Here is a 16,978-nt window from a genome sequence, read left to right as displayed (position 1 = left end):
GTGTCACGCATTCAAGCTATGAGCAGAAGAATAGACTGGGGTGGCATAATACTCTATAGCTTCCTTACAGTATTAGGACTTATTATGTTATTGCCATTAGTATATTTGGCTTCAACCGCTTTGAAGCCAATTAGTGAATTGTTCTTATTTCCACCAAGATTTTTCGTAATGAATCCGACGCTAACTAACTTTCGTGATCTATTGTTAGTTACGGGAACATCTAGCGTTCCATTTATCAGATTCATTCTAAATAGCTTGATTGTTACTGGAGGTATTGTTGGTGGCGGTGTTATTATTTCCGCACTTGCCGCTTATCCACTTGCCAAACATGATATGGTGGGCAAAAAGTTTTTCTTTGATATGATTGTAGCTTCCTTGATGTTCTCGCCCATCGTATTGCAAATTCCGCAATATTTGATCATGAGTAAATCAGGACTAATGAATACGTATTTCGCTTTAATTCTACCTTACTTGGCAGCTCCAATAGGAATGTTCCTTATGGTTCAATTCCTTCGACAAATTCCTGATGCATTGCTAGAAGCATCAAGAATGGATGGAGCTTCAGAATGGAAGATTTTCTGGGTAATTGTTATGCCAATGCTGAAACCAGCTATATCAACATTTGCATTGTTCAGTTTTATCTCTGCTTGGAACGATCCATACCCAGCGATGGTATATACGACAAGTGAGAACATGAAATCATTACCGCTTGCCATTCAAACGATTCAAGGTGGAGCAGGGGTTGTTGCTAGAGTTGGTACGTTTGCGGCAGCGAGTTTCTTGATGATTATTCCAACTTTAATTGTATTTATTACAACACAACGAATGGTATTGCAGACAATGGCGCATTCAGGGTTGAAGGAATAGGAGGACAGCTATGAAAAGTTGGAAAAGCTTACGAATCATAGTGCTGACGATGCTAGCCATGTCCTTATTGTCTTCGACTGCCAGTGCGTCAACACCTTATGATAGTTATACAATTAATTCACAAGGTAACGATATTCGTTCTATAGCAGGCTTTGTATATGAAGAGTCAATTACTGGACTTGATCTAGAATCTGGAGCATTTGAACGCCTGGAATCATTACACATCACTTCAGATGGAGATATCTATGTAGCGGATGCTGGTAAAAACCGCATTGTTCATCTTAATAGTAATCATCAATATATAAGAACGATAGGTGACAAGGAAGGTCCTGGTAAGTTAGGGGAACCGAAAGGTGTCTATGTGAAAGAAGACGGTACAATCTATGTTGCTGATACTGCAAATGGACGTATTGTTATCTTTAATAAAGATGGTCAATTTGAAAAAGAGTTTCTTAAGCCAGTAAGTCCACTTATCGGCTCAACATTCTCTTATTCACCATCAAAAATCATTCTTGATAAACGTGACTATATGTATGTTGTCAGTGATGGTAATACACAAGGGTTAATACAACTAGATCCTAACGGTCAGTTCAAAGGATTTTATGGGGCAAACCATGTTGGGTTCAGCTGGTCAAGAGTATTACTTCGCTTACTTGCAACAGAATCTCAACAAGCTAAGCAAGTAACGCTTCGTCCAGCGGAATTCTCAAATCTTGATATTGACGATGAAGGATTTATGTATACGACGACACTTGGTGAAGCAGCGAATCAGTTGAAACGATTGTCTCCTGTCGGAGTAGATACGCTTAATATTGGGATCGAGCGTGAGTATGGTGATTTCTATAGTTCAGGGCCGTTTTCAATGCCTTCATTCATCGGTATTTCCGTTGATAAGACAGGAATCATCACAGCACTAGATCTTCAGACTAGTAAAGTATTCCAATATGATAAATTAGGTAATTTCTTGTTCGCATTCGGTGGAATAGGTGAACAACGTGGCTTGTTTACAACACCTTCTGATCTTGCTCAAACAAGCGATGGAGATATTTATGTTGTCGATCGTGGTCGCAACAGTATCGAAGTGTTCCGTAAAACACCATTCGCCCAGCTTGTTCAACAAGCTTCTACATTACATGTTGAAGGTAGATATGAAGAAGCAAAAACGATGTGGCAGGAAGTTATTCGTCTGAACAGTAACTATGAGATGGCATACCAAGCGATTGGTAAAGCACTTTACAAAGCTGAGCGATATAAAGAAGCAATGGAATATTTCGAGCTGGCTAGTGCTAGATATGATTATTCATTAGCTTTCAAGGAATATCGTAAGGAATTCATTAAAGAGAATTTCACTGTTATTGCAATCTCGCTCGTTATTTTGTTGATTGCTTTAAGAATATTCATCCCTCGCTTACTTCGCTGGGTATCACGTAAGGTGAAGGAAAAGTCACAAGTAAGTGTAACTCTTCAAGGGAAGAAAGGTGAGACGATATGAATCCATTCGTGATGATGCATCGAATCATTTTCAAACCGTTTGATTTCTTTGAAGATATTCAAAGTCCAGGAATGATTCGCATTCGCCAAGCTGTAGTTCTCGTTTTCTGTGCTTACATTGCTAGAATTATCTCAATCTATGCACTTGGCTTCGCTTATGAGACGCGTGAAGCGTATCAAATCTCTATTTTACAAGAAGCTATTTGGATTCTTGTTCCTTGGTTAACGTGGTGTATAGCACACTGGGCAGTAAGTGCTATTCTCGATGGGGAAGGGAAGTTCAAAGAGATCGTCTATGGCAGTGCTTTTGCGCTTGTTCCATACATTGTGTTCATCGTACCTGTAACATTATTATCTCAAATTCTTGCATTAGATGAATCAGGAATAATCAACTTCTTCACTTTCGTCATTTATGCATGGGTTATCTGGCTATTCATCTTAAAGGTGAAGGTGCTACATAACTTTGATTTACCCAAAACATTATTTATTGCATTTCTAAGTATAGTGGCAGTATTTATCTTATGGTTTGTATGTGTATTGCTGTTCGGTTTGGCCAATCAATTCCTCAATTTCTTACTTGATATGGTTAAGGAATTAAGGCTTAGAGGATAGGAGGAGCGTATTATGAAGCAACGTACCATTCAATGGAAGAAACTAGTTTCAATATTGTTACTTGTTATGATGTTGCTTGGTCAGCAGATAATTCCGTCAGCTAGTAGCTTTGCTCCTTCTGCTAATGCAGAGCAGTTAAGTAGCGAGGAAGTTGTTGAACCAGTCGATAATGAAGTTGTAATTGAAGAAACTACTAGTGAAGCTGAAACGGTTGAAGCTACTGATCCAGTAGTTGATTCTATAGATCCGGTGCTAGATGGAGCAGAAGAACTATCAAAAGTTACAGCCATTAAAGAGGTATTAAGTAATAGTAAATTCACATTATACATTGATGAGAAAACAGGCAATGTGCGCTTAGTAAATAAAGCAACGGGTACGGAGTGGTTGGGCTCTCCACAAACGCCTTCCTCATTGCCACCTAATAACAAGAAATTTATCGATTCACCACTTCATCTTCGTTATACCGTTGGTTCGGACATAACATCAACGTATTCCTTAAAGGATGCGACAACAACGACAACGTATACCGTGCTAAATGATCAGGTAGTGTTAGATATTAACTTTGTTGCTGAGGGTATTTCTTTACAGATGATCTACGCACTTAGCGATCGTGGACTTGTCGTACAAATTCCATTCGAAAGTATTAAAGAGACTGGAAATGCAAGATTAACAAGTCTTGAACCGCTACCTTTCATGAACGGAGCATTAGAATCGGATAAAGGTGCAATATTCTTACCTGATGGTTCAGGGTCTTTACTTGAATTCCGTGCTATTCATGAGACTTATCTAAAAGGATATTCCGAATATATTTATGGAAATGATGCCACTTTCAGATCGCAAACGAATGATATGTTAGCGGATACTTATACTCGTAGGAATACACCTCGTGAGAGTATCGCACTTCCAGTGTTCGGTATATATCGTAATGGGGTAGGTACACTAGCTATCGTATCTGATGGGCAATATGAAGCAAAAATTAATGGTACGCCGGCTGGTATTCGTGCGATTCCAATGTATCGCAGTTCTGTTGAATTTATGTATCGTAAAAACGATGTTATTTTCATTGGTAATTCCGGACAAATTCCGTATTTCCAAGGTCAAATGATTGCTGGAAATCGTAAAGTTGAGTTTGTATTACTAGAAGCAGAAGATGCTAACTATGTTGGTATGGCAAATGCGTATCGTGATTACTTAATTAAGGATCAAGGAGTCACACCAATTGCAGATCAAAAACCTTCATTATCATTAGAATTGTTTGGTGGTATTGAGCGGGAAGAGATCATTGGAGATACTTTTATTAAGATGACGACCTTCCAGCAAGCAGAGCAAATCATTTCTGATTTGCAGCAAGCTGGAGTAACAAATATTGATGCAACATATGATGGATGGACTAAAGGTGGGTTATATGGTACCCAGCCATCTCATAAAGTTGCGAAGCAGCTCGGTGGTAAAAAGGGACTTGAGTCATTGGTTGACTTTACGAAAGAAGCTAATGTAGCACTTTACTTACGTGCAAATTATGTAAAACCATTCGAGTCCACAGGTAAATATAGTGAACGTAAAGATGGTATTCGCGGTATGGATCGCGAACTATTGGAACTAACATTATATTGGCCAAGTGATCGCTGGTCTCGCAGTAGTTATAGCTTCCATCTGATTAAGCCGGATCGTGTGCTTAATCAATATGTGAAAGATCAAGTATCAGATTATGTGAACTACGGTGTTGATGGTGTTCAGATGCAATATATGGGTGAAATGATCTATTCTGATGAAGATAAGGAATCAATCACAGATCGATCTGTAGCAGCTCAAGCATGGATAGATTCACTAACTCTAATGAAGGAACAGGTTGGTTCAACAGCGGTAGATTACGGTAATGCATATACATTCGGACTTGTTGATCGTATTGATGACGCTCCATTGTATGCTAGTGAATACACGTATACAGATACTGCAGTTCCATTCTATCAACTAGTTCTGCACGGACTTATTCCATATTATGCTAGTCCAATTAACTTACGTGAAGATGCACAAGTTGAATGGCTGAAAGCTATTGAGTATGGAGCACTTCCTACTGCCGAATTAACAGGGGAGAAAAGTAGTAATTTGCATCGTACAGCTGAAACAAGATTGTACAGTTCCTACGCAGCAGACTGGATTAGCATTGTTGCTGATGAGTACAAAGATTTGGAGCCACTTTATAATGCCATTGCTGGTGAGCAAATGGTCAATCATGAACAAATAGAAGATCGCGTATTCCGTACAACGTATGCTAGTGGTGTTGAAGTCATTGTGAACTACAATTCAGATGCTACTACTATAGATGGAGTTAGCGTCGAAGGTATGAACTATACGTGGAGTAAGGGGTGAAGGAAATAGCATGAAATTCAAAATGAACATGAGAATGAGGCATATATTTGAAGGCTATTCCTTCATCATCTTATGGATTGTCGGGTTTGTTGCTTTCATGGCGGTACCACTGGGGCAATCGATCTACTACTCGTTCCAAAAACTAACACCAAGTAAAACAGGACTAATTGCAGAAAATGTAGGGCTTCAACATTTCCGAGCTGCATTTGCAGTAGATGTTGAGTTTCTACCATTATTACAAAGCACGTTTACAGGAATGATATCACATGTACCACTAGTGTTAATTTTCTCTATAGCGAGTGCTTTATTGTTAAATCGTCATTTCCGTGGTCGGATGATATTCCGTGGTATATTCTTCTTGCCTGTAATCATTGCTTCAGGTACCACATTGAAAAAGCTATTGGAGCAAGGTGCTGCAAATCTTCCAATCTTCATGAATTATGATTTGTATAGTATGTTAAGACTTTTCATTCCAGGTGATATTCTAGAGAGTCTATTAACGTATGCGGATTCATTAACGATGGTGATGTGGGATGCAGGTGTACAGACGCTAATCTTCCTTGCGGGTTTACAGACGATTTCGGTTTCACTTTATGAAGCTGCGAAAATGGATGGGGCAACGAAGTGGGAAAGCTTCTGGAAAATTACATTCCCAATGATTATGCCAATGATTCTAGTTAATACATTATATACGATGGTTAGCTCATTCACACGTGCAGATAATGGCGTAATGGACTACATTAATACACGAGTATTTAGTGATAATAACTATGGATATGCTTCGGCATTAGGATGGATTTATTTCGTAGTTATCTTCATTATGATCGGTATAGTGTTCTTATTGTTTAGAAAAAGTCTAGCTTCGATGGAAGGCAGGTAATCAAAATGGCGAATGCGCAGTTAACAGATAAAGTGAAAATCAGCGATAAGCTAGATCCTGCTGCAAGGTTTTATACCATCAAGCGCAGTAAAGATATTTTAGGAACAATTTTCTTCTATTTTATACTGCTTAGCTTGTCGTTTGTATTCTTATATCCGTTGTTATATATGATCTCCAAATCTCTCATGCAGAGTTGGGATGTAGCAGATGCAACGGTTCGCTGGATTCCACATGAATTTAACATTCATAATTATAAAGTTGCTTTTAAAGAGATGAAGTATTGGCAAGGATTTATGAATAGTTCTATCATTTCATTTGGTAGTGCTGCATTACAAATTATTTCATGTTCATTAATTGGATATGGATTTGCACGATATCGTTTCCCATTATACGGTCTATGGTTTGTATTGTTAATTTTCACATTCCTAGTACCGCCGCAAACGATTGTTGTGCCGCTGTATATGTTCTTTAGTGATCTTGGTTGGATCAATACGCATCTACCATTTATTGTGCCATCTGCCTTTGGACATGGACTACAAGGATCGCTGTTCATTCTTATCTTTATTCAATTCTATCGTCAACTTCCAAAAGTATTGGAAGAGGCTGCGAGAATTGACGGAGCGGGTGCATTCCGTACGTACTGGAGAATTATGTTTCCACTAGGCAAACCAGCGATGGTTACAGTATTCCTGTTCTCTATCGTGTGGCATTGGAATGATAACTTCCAACCAGGTTTATACTTGCGACTACCGCCATTTTATAATTTAGCGCAACGTATGAATGGTTTCTACGGTCAAGCTACGATGACTGCGGATCAGATGGGTTCAAACGTTTCGTCAAGCGCAATTGGTATGGCACCAACAGTAATGAATCAGATGATGGCTGGCGTAGTGCTGTCTATTATACCAATTCTTATCTTATATCTTTTCGTTCAACGTAACTTTGTAGAAAGTGTTGAGCGTGCGGGTATTGCAGGTGAATAACTAATTTAGTTCCTCGATCATCTTCCTGTTATAGGAAGGGGATCGAGGAATAATTTTAAGTGGATCTTTACATCGGAGATTGCTCCGAGAAAAAATCGCTGTTCCAATCGGGGATCGCTCCGAGAACCAATTGCTGTTCCAATCGGGGATCGCTCCGAGAACAAATCGCTGTTCCAATCGCCGTTGGCCTCGGATTTATTTTAATAGTAATAGTGGTATAAATCCGAGGACAAAAACGACCGCTATCGCTTTTCTACTAGCGATTAGTTCTCTCCGCTATGACGAGTTAGGGAAAAAAGCGATTAGTTCTCTCCGCTATGACGAGGTAGGAAAAAAAGCGATTAGTTCTCTCCGCTATGACGAGGTAGGAAAAAAAGCGATTAGTTCTCTCCGCTACGACTAGGTAGAAAATAAAGTGAAAAGTTACTCTCCGCTACATGATGTTAATCAGGAAGTATATGAGAAGTTTGGTCGATGCTTCCGATGTAACTTTTCATCTACAAGATGTTAATTAGGAAGTAAATGAAAAGTTTTAGGAGGAGCTATGAATAAAACGTTAATATGTGCTGTGAGTGTACTTACGGCTGTTGTTATGATGACAGCATGTAGTAAAGATACGAATGGAAATATAAATAAAGAGCCTGTTACTGAGCAGGTGGAGAAGGCTAGCAATGAGCAAACTCAAGAAGTTGAAGAAACTACTGATGATCAACTCGTTGTCACTGATCCTGTTGATGATGGTTTAGAAAAAGGTGGTCCTATGTTTACAAATGCTTCAGTACATGATCCTTCTGTGTTATTTGCAGATGGTACTTTCTATGTGTATGGTTCACATCTTGCATCTGCTAAAAGTACAGATCTAATGAATTGGTCTTTGATTGGTTCTGGAGTAACAAATGGAAATCCTCTAATTCCGAATGTAAAAGAAGAAATGGCAGAAGCACTTGAATGGGGTCAGACAGATACATTCTGGGCTGGTGATGTCATCCAATTAGCAGATGGTAAGTATTATTTCTACTATAGTGTCTGCAAAGGGGATTCTCCTCGTGCCGCTATTGGCTTAGCGGTATCAGATTCACCTGAAGGCCCGTTTACTGATCTTGGTATGTTCTTGAAATCAGGAATGTGGGGACAGAAGAGTGAAGACGGAACAATTTATGATGCAACAGTTCATCCCAATGCTATCGATCCTGCTGTATTTTTCGATAAAGATAATTTACTGTGGATGGTATATGGGTCGTATAGCGGTGGTATCTTTATTATGCAGCTTGACCCAACAACTGGCTTACCGTTACCAGATCAAGGATACGGCAAAAAGCTACTTGGTAAAAACCACGTGCGTATAGAAGGTCCATACATTCAATATAGCCCGGAAACAGATTATTATTATATGTTCTTATCCTATGGTGGATTAGATGCGATAGGTGGATATAACTTGCGTGTTGCACGCTCCAAAACACCAGATGGACCGTATCTTGATTCAGAAGGAAAAGATCTTATAGATGCTCAAGGTCCAGCGGGATCATTCTTTGATGATCGTGCAATTGAACCTTATGGTGTTAAAATGGTAGGGAATTTCATGTTCCGACGTGAACTAGGAGAATCTGGTGGCGGAGTTGGCGCTGGTTATATCTCACCAGGACATAACTCAACTTATTATGATGAGAACAGTAAAAAGTATTTTAATATTTTCCATACGCGCTTCCTATACCAAGGTGAACATCATGAAATCCGTGTTCATCAAATGTTCTTGAATGAGGATGGTTGGTTTGTTATGGCTCCTCATCGTTATTCGGGGGAAACAATCGGAACGTACACGCAAGAAGATGTGACAGGAGCGTTTAAGTTAATTAATCATGGTCTCGATATAACTGCTGAAGTGAAGGAGTCTGTTGTAATAGAGTTAACGGCAGATGGAAACATTACCGGAGCGGTTACAGGTAGTTGGAAACTAAGTGGTGAGCATACTGTCGAACTTACTATTAATAATGTAGTATATCGTGGAGTTTTCTTACGTCAATATGATGAATTAACAAAGCAAGAAGTAATGACATTCAGTGCGTTATCACTTGAAGGCGTATCTGTATGGGGTTCAGCAGTAACAAAAAAAGAATAGTTAGATACTAAGTAAAGAGATAGCTAATATTATATGATCTTTACTTAATTGGAAGAAGTAAATACTTTGTATGAAATATCCAGTTTCTGTTAGCTAACAGCAACTGGATATTTCTCGTTGGTAGTCCCAATTTTTCTGATATTAGTTCTTATATAGAATAGTTACAAAATAAAATCCTCTCTATATACGATAGAGAGGATTTTTTAACAAAATGAATGGAGTCTGGCACTACTGGTTTGCTAGTTACAATTAACCATTTTAACAAGGATGGAACAAACGTGTAGCGTGAGAAGCAAATACGAGAAGTGTTTCTTCATTAAAGTAGTAGTAACTGAGAGTGTAAGTTGTACATCGTACATTTAGAAGGAAAATTGATTTGTATAAGTTGAGGCAATTGAAGTGGATAATGGATAATCGTCTGACGGAGGTACTGTTAGTAAATGATAATTCTCAACTGAAAGTATACCGATAGGAGCATTATTTTGGACAACAACAAGGGGATAATGACTGTTTTTAACTAGAAGATTCTGTTCCTGCAATTGTGTGACACTTATATTTACATCTACAGTAAGTGGGGGAGAGATCATTAGTTGACTAATCGGCTTATTGTACAAGTTCTCAATAGCATAACCACTTGATAGCTTAAGATAGAAGGATTTGGACGAGATAATACCGATAACCACGTTCTCGTCATTAACGACAATGATTGCTTCTGCAAGGGGATACGTTTGTAAACATTGTAGCGTCATTTTGCATGTTGCCTTCATATTAATAGTAGGGGCAAATTGAACGTAAGAAGTAATATTTACTGTAATCATAATTTTCACACCTTTCTGTTAATAATGTTAGCTTATTTAAAGTATAACTCGACATTGTTAACAGAAATCGCTTGAATGATTATGATAGTATTAAATTAGCAGTATTGAATAGTTCATAACAATAGCATACAATTATTGTGAATTATATCGTAATATGAACTATCTTGAAGCAGTGAGTTAATTCTAATCTTGAATGACAAGAAGAGGGAGAAATAGACATGCTAAAAGTTGGAATTATCGGAGCAGGTGGAATATATCGCTATGCGCATCTTGATGGATGGAAAACCTCGCAAGATATTCAAGTTGTTGCGGTATGTGATGCTAATCTACAACTTGCAGAACTAGCCGCACAAGATTTTCCTGGAGCTACTATATATACGGATTATAGACAATTAATTGCGCGTGATGATATTGATATTGTAAGTATTACTACCCCTAACAAGTTTCATTCGATTATTGCTATAGAAGCATTAGCAAATAATAAGCATGTTTTTTGTGAGAAGCCTGATGCGATTAATCCGGAAGAGGCACGCAAGATGGCAGATATCGCACGCCAAAGTGGTAAAATATTAATGGCTATGCGTAACAATCGATTCACAGCTGCTGCACAACATGTAAAACAACTATATAATGAAGGCTTTTTTGGAGAACTGTACGCGGGACGATGTGGTTGGATACGTACGAGAGGTATTCCTGGTCGTGGTGGCTGGTTCACGACCAAGGAAATGTCAGGTGGCGGACCTTTAATTGATCTTGGTGTTCATATGATTGACCTTGCAATGTGGCTAAGCGGAGACCCTATTCCGAAGACGGTATCAGGATCTACTTATCGTAAATTCGCCGATCGACCAGATGAGACAGGAGAAATTCCCACGGGCACTTTTGACGTAGAGGATATGGCAACAGGCTTTATTCGTTTTGAAAATGGTGCTTCCTTACAAGTGGAGTTTAGTTGGGCATCTAACATTGAGCAAGAGCAAAGATTCCTTGAATGGAGAGGTACGGAAGCAGGATTCTCACTAATTAATAATGAGCTGACACTGTTTACAGAAGTGGATGGTCAAGTTGTAAGTAGTAAGCCGGAATTTCCTGAGACAGAGCTTCCACAACATACCGTAAATATTCTTCATTTCATCGATTGTGTATTAGGAAAAGATACTCCAACGATTACGCCTCAAGATGGAGTCCATATGATTCAAATTTTAAGTGCGATTTATGAGTCGGCAGATAAGCAGTCGGAGGTTCGCTTAACGTAGATGTAGTTCAAAAAGCGGACTTTGATAACGAAGTAATGCAGGCGGCTTAATCATTAGAATTGAAAAAAAACGTTACATTCTACAATGGTAGATTGTAACGTTTTTTTGTTTTTTACTTGGCGAGAACAAAAAGAGAGAAGAAAAGAAAAAGAATGTTCATATAGTTGAGAGCGCTTTCCTATTAAACTTAACATGTAAGCGTTTTACAAATAGAATTTCAATTGAGGGGGATTTATATGAGTAAATCAGCAATTGGTAAAGGAATGCTTGTACTGTTATTGGTTCTAGTATCTGTACTTACAGCTGCATGTGGTAATAACGCGAAGAATGTAAATACGAGTAATAACAGTGGGAACGCGGTAGGACAGCAAGAGGAAAAGCCAGTAAACACAACCAAAGATAAAGTAACGTTGAAGATGGCAATGTGGGATTCTAATAACGACTTCATTGATTTTTTAACAGAAAAAGTTGCTGAATTCAATCAAGTAAATCCAAATGTAACGGTAGAGCTTGAATCATTCAAAGGTGATGGTGACTACTTGCAAGCAATGAAAGTTCGTGCTTCTGCGGATTCACTACCGGATATTTATGAATTAAAACCAAACTGGTTAAATGATTTCAAAGAAAACTTAACACCAATTAATGATCTTACGGTTACATCAAAGAATCAATATGCAGCTACTTATGCTATTGATGGCAACATCTATGCAATACCTTCTGTTTCATTCCCAGAATTAGTGTATTACAACAAAAGCATTTTCGAAGAACTAAGCTTAGAAGTTCCAACGACATGGCCTCAATTTATTGAAGTACTTCAAGCAATTAAAGCTAACGATAAATACATTCCTTACGCAATGGGCGGTAAAGATGCGTGGCCGAACTATCCATTCAATGAATTCCTGCCTCATAGTATTTCAGGAGATGAGAACTATTTGAGCAGTACAGCAACAGAGGATGAGCCGTTTGGTGAAGGTACAGTATTCTATCAAGGATATTCTCAAATTGCTGATCTATATAATGCTGATGTTATGGGTCCAGACCCACTTGGCACAAGCTGGGATCAAGCAACGGATCTATTTGTTTCTAAGCAAGCAGCAGTCATTGCTTCAGGATTATGGTTCATGCCAACGTATTCTTCTAAAGTCGGAAATACAGATGATCTAGGTGCATTTCCTATGCCATATCGTATGACAGAATCTGAAGACTTGAAATTAATGACATTCACAGATCAATTCTATGGAATTAATTCAAATACAAAACATCCAGAAGAAGCAAAAGCATTTATGGAATGGTTCTATTCGCCAGAAGTGTATCAAACTTATATTGATACAGCGCAATTGAACTCTGCTTTTGAAGGAGTAGAAGCTAACGTTCCTTGGTTACAACAATTCTATGCAAGTAATCCAATTGAACCATTCGTATACATTCCTGGTGATGCAGAATACACCCGTATCTCCAATGCTATTCAATTGGATGTGAAAGCACTTGGTCAAGATATGATGGCAGGTAAAAAAGTTTCTGATATTGCAACGGAATTGAATGGAAAATGGAAAAAAGTTAAAAACGGTTAAAACAGTAGAAAAAGGGTGCCGGGAGAGCGGTAACGTTCTCCTTGGATCTCATTGGAGGAAAGTAGAATGAGCTACACAGTACAGAAGAAAATCGTAATTTTTACGTTCTTACTTATCCCTATATCATTGCTTTTATTATTTCTAATTTACCCAACGATTCGTTTATTCCAGTTCAGCTTAACGGATTGGAATGGTATGAGTAAAGGTTTTAATTATGTAGGATTTGATAATTTTGTTCAAGCTTTTCAAACTCCTGAAGTGTGGAAAGCACTTTCTAATAACTTCCTATACTTTATAGTTCATGTTATTTTCATTCCGCTAGAGATCATGATCGCAGTGTACTTGAATCAGAAGCTTCGCGCGAGCAACTTTTTCCGTACGATCGTGTTTATGCCATATATTATTAACGGAGTAGCAGTAGCTTATATTTTTACTTACTTATATAACCCGTTAAATGGTCCACTCAATGAGCTATTATCAGTTGTTGGCTTGGAATCTTTAACTCAAAAGTGGTTGAGTGATACTGGAGTTGTTAATTACTCATTGATCGCGGTATCCCTATGGAGATTTAGTGGTTTTCACGTCATTCTATTTCTAGCAGGACTGCAATCCATTCCGAATGATCTATATGAAGCAGCTACTGTAGACGGTGCAGGTGCTCTACATAAATTCAGACATATTTCAGTACCAGGAATCATTCTAGTTATTGATCTTGTTTTATTCCTCAATATTAGAGGAGCGCTACAAGTATTTGATATTCCATTCCTAATGACACAAGGTGGGCCAGGTACTGCAAGCACGACATTTACAGTATACACGTTGGAGACCGCCTTTAAGTTTAACAATTATGGACTAGCTTCAGCTCTAGCAATTATATTGATGGTAATTATTATTGCGATGAGTATTGTTCAAAAAAAATTAATTAAGGTAAAGGGGGACTAGTCAATCATGACGCTAAGAGCTCGCTTCAACTTCTCCCGTATGTTAATCTATCTCTTATTTCTCGTAATAAGTGCAATTGTACTTTTCCCTGTAGCAATTAATGTATTCACTGCATTCAAAACACCGATGGAAGTTATGACATCATCACCCTTGTCCCTACCAGATCAGTGGCAATTATCAAATATTATCTCTGCTTTTGATAAGGGAAATATGTCTGTAGGTTTCAAAAATACATTCATTCTAGTCGTGATAAGCGTTGTTGTGAACACGGTGCTCGGATCTATGACTGCTTACGTATTGCATCGATTTGATTTCAAATTAAAATCTTCCATTTTCGCATTATTTTTTGCTGCGATGGTCGTCCCATTCTATACGACGGAAGTGTCTCGTTTCCAGATCATTAAGAGTCTTGATCTTTATGATACTTTAGGTGCGCCACTACTCATCTATGCAGGAACTGATTTGCTACAAATCTTTATTTTCCTGCAATTTATTCAGAAGATATCAACGCAGCTAGATGAAAGTGCGATGATAGATGGGGCATCATACTTCAAAATCTATTTCAGAATCATATTCCCATTATTACTTCCAGCATCTGCGACTCTAGCAATTATTAAAGCTGTAGATATTATGAATGATATGTATATCCCGTATTTATATATGCCATCGAAAGATTTACATACGTTATCTACCGCATTAATGACGTTTGTAAGCTCACGTGGTTCGGATTGGGGACAATTAGCAGCCGCAATTCTAATTGTAATGCTCCCTACGATTATTATTTATTTGTCTATGCAAAAGGTTATTATGTCTGGTATTGCAGAAGGTGCGGTTAAAGGGTAATGCTTTAATCGTACTTAAATTGCTATACATCATAAGCTGTTATTTCGATTCTTAGGAACGGGATATCAGCTATTTTTATCTAAGAGGAGGAAGAAAATGAAGAACAGAACAAGGAAATGGTTTCAAATGCTGCTTATTGGTTCACTACTGCTTGGTTTATTCTCAGTAGATTTTTCACTACAGGGCACTGTAAGTGCAGCAAACACCACGTATTATGTAGATTGTTTTGAAGGAGCAGACAGCAACTCGGGAACGACAACCTCGTCAGCTTGGAAAACATTAAGTAAAGTAAATGGCACGACATTTTCGGCAGGAGATCAAATTCTACTAAAGTCGGGATGTGCTTGGACAGGCCAATTACATCCCAAAGGATCAGGAACATCTTCATCGCCTATTATTATTGATCAGTATGGTACCGGAAATAAACCGATTATTAATGGTGAAGGGACCGTTGCAAGTAGTTTATATTTATACAACCAACAATATTGGGAGATTAATAATTTAGAAATTACTAATTTTGGATCTACTGTTGGTAGAAGAAAAGGAGTTCACCTTGTCGGTGAAAATGCTGGAACTTTAAACCATATATATCTAAAAGGGTTAAAGGTACACAATGTTAATGGTGATGCTAAAAAGGATGATGATGCTACAGGAGGCATTGTAACCGAAGTAATTGGCAGAACTGGAGTAGTAACCAAATTTAATGATGTCAAAATTGAGAATAGTACAATATATGATGTTGGTCGACAAGGTATTGTAACTTGGAGTAGTTGGGCCATTATTTCTGGTGGATATGGTACAAGAGATACGACCAATTTTGATCAAGCAGCATTCACTAATTACGTTGTACAAAACAATACACTTTACAATATTGATGGAGATGGTGTTGTAGCAATTTCAACTAAGGGGGCCATCATTCAATATAATGTTGCTCACGATGTCAATCGTTGGCATTATACGACTACGATTAATCCATCAGTTGCTTTCTGGCCTTGGAACAGTGATAACACGATCATCCAAAACAACGAGGCTTATAATGTTCGTAATACGGTAGATGGCCAAGGTTTTGATTCGGATTATTGGAGCAACAATACGATTATTCAATATAACTATTCTCATGATAATGAAGGTGGATTTCTTCTAATCTGCTCTTTGAATTCAACAATGTATAATAAATGGTCAATTATTCGATATAACATTAGTGAAAATGATGGTACTGCAGGAAATCCAATTATTAATTTAATGGGGCCAGGTACAACAGGAACTAGTATTTATAATAATTCGATCTATGTACCAGCAGGGAATGCATCTAGTAAAGTTATTGCTAATGCAAATTGGGGCGGTAATGCAGGTCAGACTTGGATTGAAAATAACATTTTTTACATTAAAAATGGTACTTCTTTAGATGATAAATCTGATTGGAATTATTACAATAATTTATATTATGGAGTATCCAAACCGTCAGAAGATACAGTGGGAATTGTTGCTAACCCACATTTCGTTAATGTAGGTACTGGCGGGATTGGACGAAATTCGGTTGATGGGTACAAATTGCTGACGAGCTCACCTGCTCTTTCGGCAGGAAAAGTTATTGGTGGTAATGGTGGCTTAGACTATTATGGCAATACCGTATCAGCTACCATTGCTCCGAATATTGGTGCTTACAATGGAGTGGGAATTGTTGGCGAGCTTCCAGAGGAAGTAGAGCCAGAGATCGTGTTACCTGCAACTGGATACTACTACAAATTAATAAACCGCAATAGTGGCAAACCAATTGGAGTACAAGATGGCTCTTCTTCAGAATCAGCTCAGATTGAACAATGGAGTGATGGTGGTTGGAATAGTCAGCATTGGTTATTAGTTGATGCAGGAGGGGGTTATTTCAAACTGCAAAATAGACAAACGACCAAGTATCTTTCGATTTCTGGTGCCTCACTAGCTAATGGTGCGGCTGTGGTACAACATTCAAGTGGTACAGGTTATGAACAACAATGGTCTATTGTAAAATCGGGTACTTACCTTCAACTAGTTAATCGAGGCAGTGGTAAAGTGTTAGACATTTCAGATGAATCTACTGCCAATGGAGCAGATGCTATTCAATGGACAGATACTGATGGATCTAATCAACAATGGCAATTTGTTAAAGTGTTGTAACGGTCTAGAAGAGAGTAAGGAAAGCCCAATAGTGTGGCTTTCCTTACTTCATAATAGATGCACAAAGGTGGTTCG

Annotated in this window: 14 protein-coding genes; 13 read left to right on the top strand and 1 reads right to left on the bottom strand. The window is 38.2% G+C overall.

The window, feature by feature from the left end:
- The 8 genes from NV377_RS07265 (at position 1) to abnB (ending at position 9,319) form a co-directional block, all read left to right on the top strand.
- A complete protein-coding gene (locus NV377_RS07265) occupies positions 1-867 on the top strand; it encodes a carbohydrate ABC transporter permease (protein ID WP_258200536.1) in 867 nt (288 codons plus the stop codon).
- Between the two features lie 10 nt (positions 868-877).
- A complete protein-coding gene (locus NV377_RS07260; RefSeq protein ID WP_258200535.1) occupies positions 878-2,359 on the top strand; it encodes a hypothetical protein in 1,482 nt (493 codons plus the stop codon).
- Positions 2,356-2,970, top strand: coding sequence for a Yip1 family protein (locus NV377_RS07255; RefSeq protein WP_258200534.1), 615 nt, complete (start codon positions 2,356-2,358; stop codon positions 2,968-2,970). Before NV377_RS07260 ends, NV377_RS07255 begins: the two co-directional genes overlap by 4 nt.
- A gap of 12 nt (positions 2,971-2,982) precedes the next feature.
- Positions 2,983-5,340 carry a DUF5696 domain-containing protein gene (locus tag NV377_RS07250; protein ID WP_258200533.1) on the top strand — a complete coding sequence of 786 codons (2,358 nt, stop codon included), beginning with the start codon at positions 2,983-2,985 and terminating at the stop codon, positions 5,338-5,340.
- Positions 5,341-5,350: 10 nt separating this feature from the next.
- Positions 5,351-6,220, top strand: coding sequence for a carbohydrate ABC transporter permease (locus NV377_RS07245; RefSeq protein WP_258200532.1), 870 nt, complete (start codon positions 5,351-5,353; stop codon positions 6,218-6,220).
- A 5-nt stretch (positions 6,221-6,225) separates the two neighbouring features.
- On the top strand, positions 6,226-7,203 hold the full coding sequence (locus tag NV377_RS07240; RefSeq protein WP_258200531.1) for a carbohydrate ABC transporter permease: 978 nt from the start codon (positions 6,226-6,228) through the stop codon (positions 7,201-7,203).
- A gap of 79 nt (positions 7,204-7,282) precedes the next feature.
- Complete coding sequence (locus tag NV377_RS07235) at positions 7,283-7,606, top strand: hypothetical protein (RefSeq protein WP_258200530.1); 324 nt, start codon at positions 7,283-7,285, stop codon at positions 7,604-7,606.
- 141 nt (positions 7,607-7,747) lie between these two features.
- Positions 7,748-9,319 carry an arabinan endo-1,5-alpha-L-arabinosidase AbnB gene (gene abnB / locus NV377_RS07230; protein ID WP_258200529.1) on the top strand — a complete coding sequence of 524 codons (1,572 nt, stop codon included), beginning with the start codon at positions 7,748-7,750 and terminating at the stop codon, positions 9,317-9,319.
- A gap of 359 nt (positions 9,320-9,678) precedes the next feature.
- On the opposite strand, the gene NV377_RS07225 is transcribed toward abnB, so the two are convergent.
- Positions 9,679-10,137: a CBS domain-containing protein gene (locus NV377_RS07225; protein WP_258200528.1), complete on the bottom strand. Its 459-nt coding sequence runs from the start codon at positions 10,135-10,137 to the stop codon at positions 9,679-9,681.
- A 218-nt stretch (positions 10,138-10,355) separates the two neighbouring features.
- On the opposite strand from NV377_RS07225, the gene NV377_RS07220 reads away from it, so the two are divergent.
- The 5 genes from NV377_RS07220 to NV377_RS07200 all read left to right on the top strand — a co-directional run bounded on the left by NV377_RS07220 (position 10,356) and on the right by NV377_RS07200 (position 16,903).
- Positions 10,356-11,393 carry a Gfo/Idh/MocA family protein gene (locus NV377_RS07220; RefSeq protein ID WP_258200527.1) on the top strand — a complete coding sequence of 346 codons (1,038 nt, stop codon included), beginning with the start codon at positions 10,356-10,358 and terminating at the stop codon, positions 11,391-11,393.
- A 236-nt stretch (positions 11,394-11,629) separates the two neighbouring features.
- A complete protein-coding gene (locus NV377_RS07215) occupies positions 11,630-12,964 on the top strand; it encodes an ABC transporter substrate-binding protein (RefSeq protein WP_258200526.1) in 1,335 nt (444 codons plus the stop codon).
- A 66-nt stretch (positions 12,965-13,030) separates the two neighbouring features.
- On the top strand, positions 13,031-13,906 hold the full coding sequence (locus tag NV377_RS07210; RefSeq protein ID WP_258200525.1) for a carbohydrate ABC transporter permease: 876 nt from the start codon (positions 13,031-13,033) through the stop codon (positions 13,904-13,906).
- A 6-nt stretch (positions 13,907-13,912) separates the two neighbouring features.
- Entirely contained in the window at positions 13,913-14,749 is an 837-nt protein-coding gene (locus tag NV377_RS07205) for a carbohydrate ABC transporter permease (protein ID WP_258200524.1), read from the top strand.
- 96 nt (positions 14,750-14,845) lie between these two features.
- Positions 14,846-16,903: an RICIN domain-containing protein gene (locus NV377_RS07200; protein WP_258200523.1), complete on the top strand. Its 2,058-nt coding sequence runs from the start codon at positions 14,846-14,848 to the stop codon at positions 16,901-16,903.
- The last annotated feature ends 75 nt before the right edge of the window (positions 16,904-16,978 follow it).

It is taken from the genome of Paenibacillus endoradicis (assembly GCF_024721975.1).
The sequence above is the reverse complement of the archived record's forward strand: the minus strand, read 5'-3'. Positions and strand labels throughout refer to the sequence as shown.

Coding starts and splice junctions, on each gene's coding strand:
- NV377_RS07260 (WP_258200535.1), top strand. CDS start 878: ATGAAAAGTTGGAAAAGCTTACGAATCATAGTGCTGACGATGCTAGCC.
- NV377_RS07255 (WP_258200534.1), top strand. CDS start 2,356: ATGAATCCATTCGTGATGATGCATCGAATCATTTTCAAACCGTTTGAT.
- NV377_RS07250 (WP_258200533.1), top strand. CDS start 2,983: ATGAAGCAACGTACCATTCAATGGAAGAAACTAGTTTCAATATTGTTA.
- NV377_RS07245 (WP_258200532.1), top strand. CDS start 5,351: ATGAAATTCAAAATGAACATGAGAATGAGGCATATATTTGAAGGCTAT.
- NV377_RS07240 (WP_258200531.1), top strand. CDS start 6,226: ATGGCGAATGCGCAGTTAACAGATAAAGTGAAAATCAGCGATAAGCTA.
- abnB (WP_258200529.1), top strand. CDS start 7,748: ATGAATAAAACGTTAATATGTGCTGTGAGTGTACTTACGGCTGTTGTT.
- NV377_RS07225 (WP_258200528.1), bottom strand. CDS start 10,137: ATGATTACAGTAAATATTACTTCTTACGTTCAATTTGCCCCTACTATT.
- NV377_RS07220 (WP_258200527.1), top strand. CDS start 10,356: ATGCTAAAAGTTGGAATTATCGGAGCAGGTGGAATATATCGCTATGCG.
- NV377_RS07215 (WP_258200526.1), top strand. CDS start 11,630: ATGAGTAAATCAGCAATTGGTAAAGGAATGCTTGTACTGTTATTGGTT.
- NV377_RS07210 (WP_258200525.1), top strand. CDS start 13,031: ATGAGCTACACAGTACAGAAGAAAATCGTAATTTTTACGTTCTTACTT.
- NV377_RS07205 (WP_258200524.1), top strand. CDS start 13,913: ATGACGCTAAGAGCTCGCTTCAACTTCTCCCGTATGTTAATCTATCTC.
- NV377_RS07200 (WP_258200523.1), top strand. CDS start 14,846: ATGAAGAACAGAACAAGGAAATGGTTTCAAATGCTGCTTATTGGTTCA.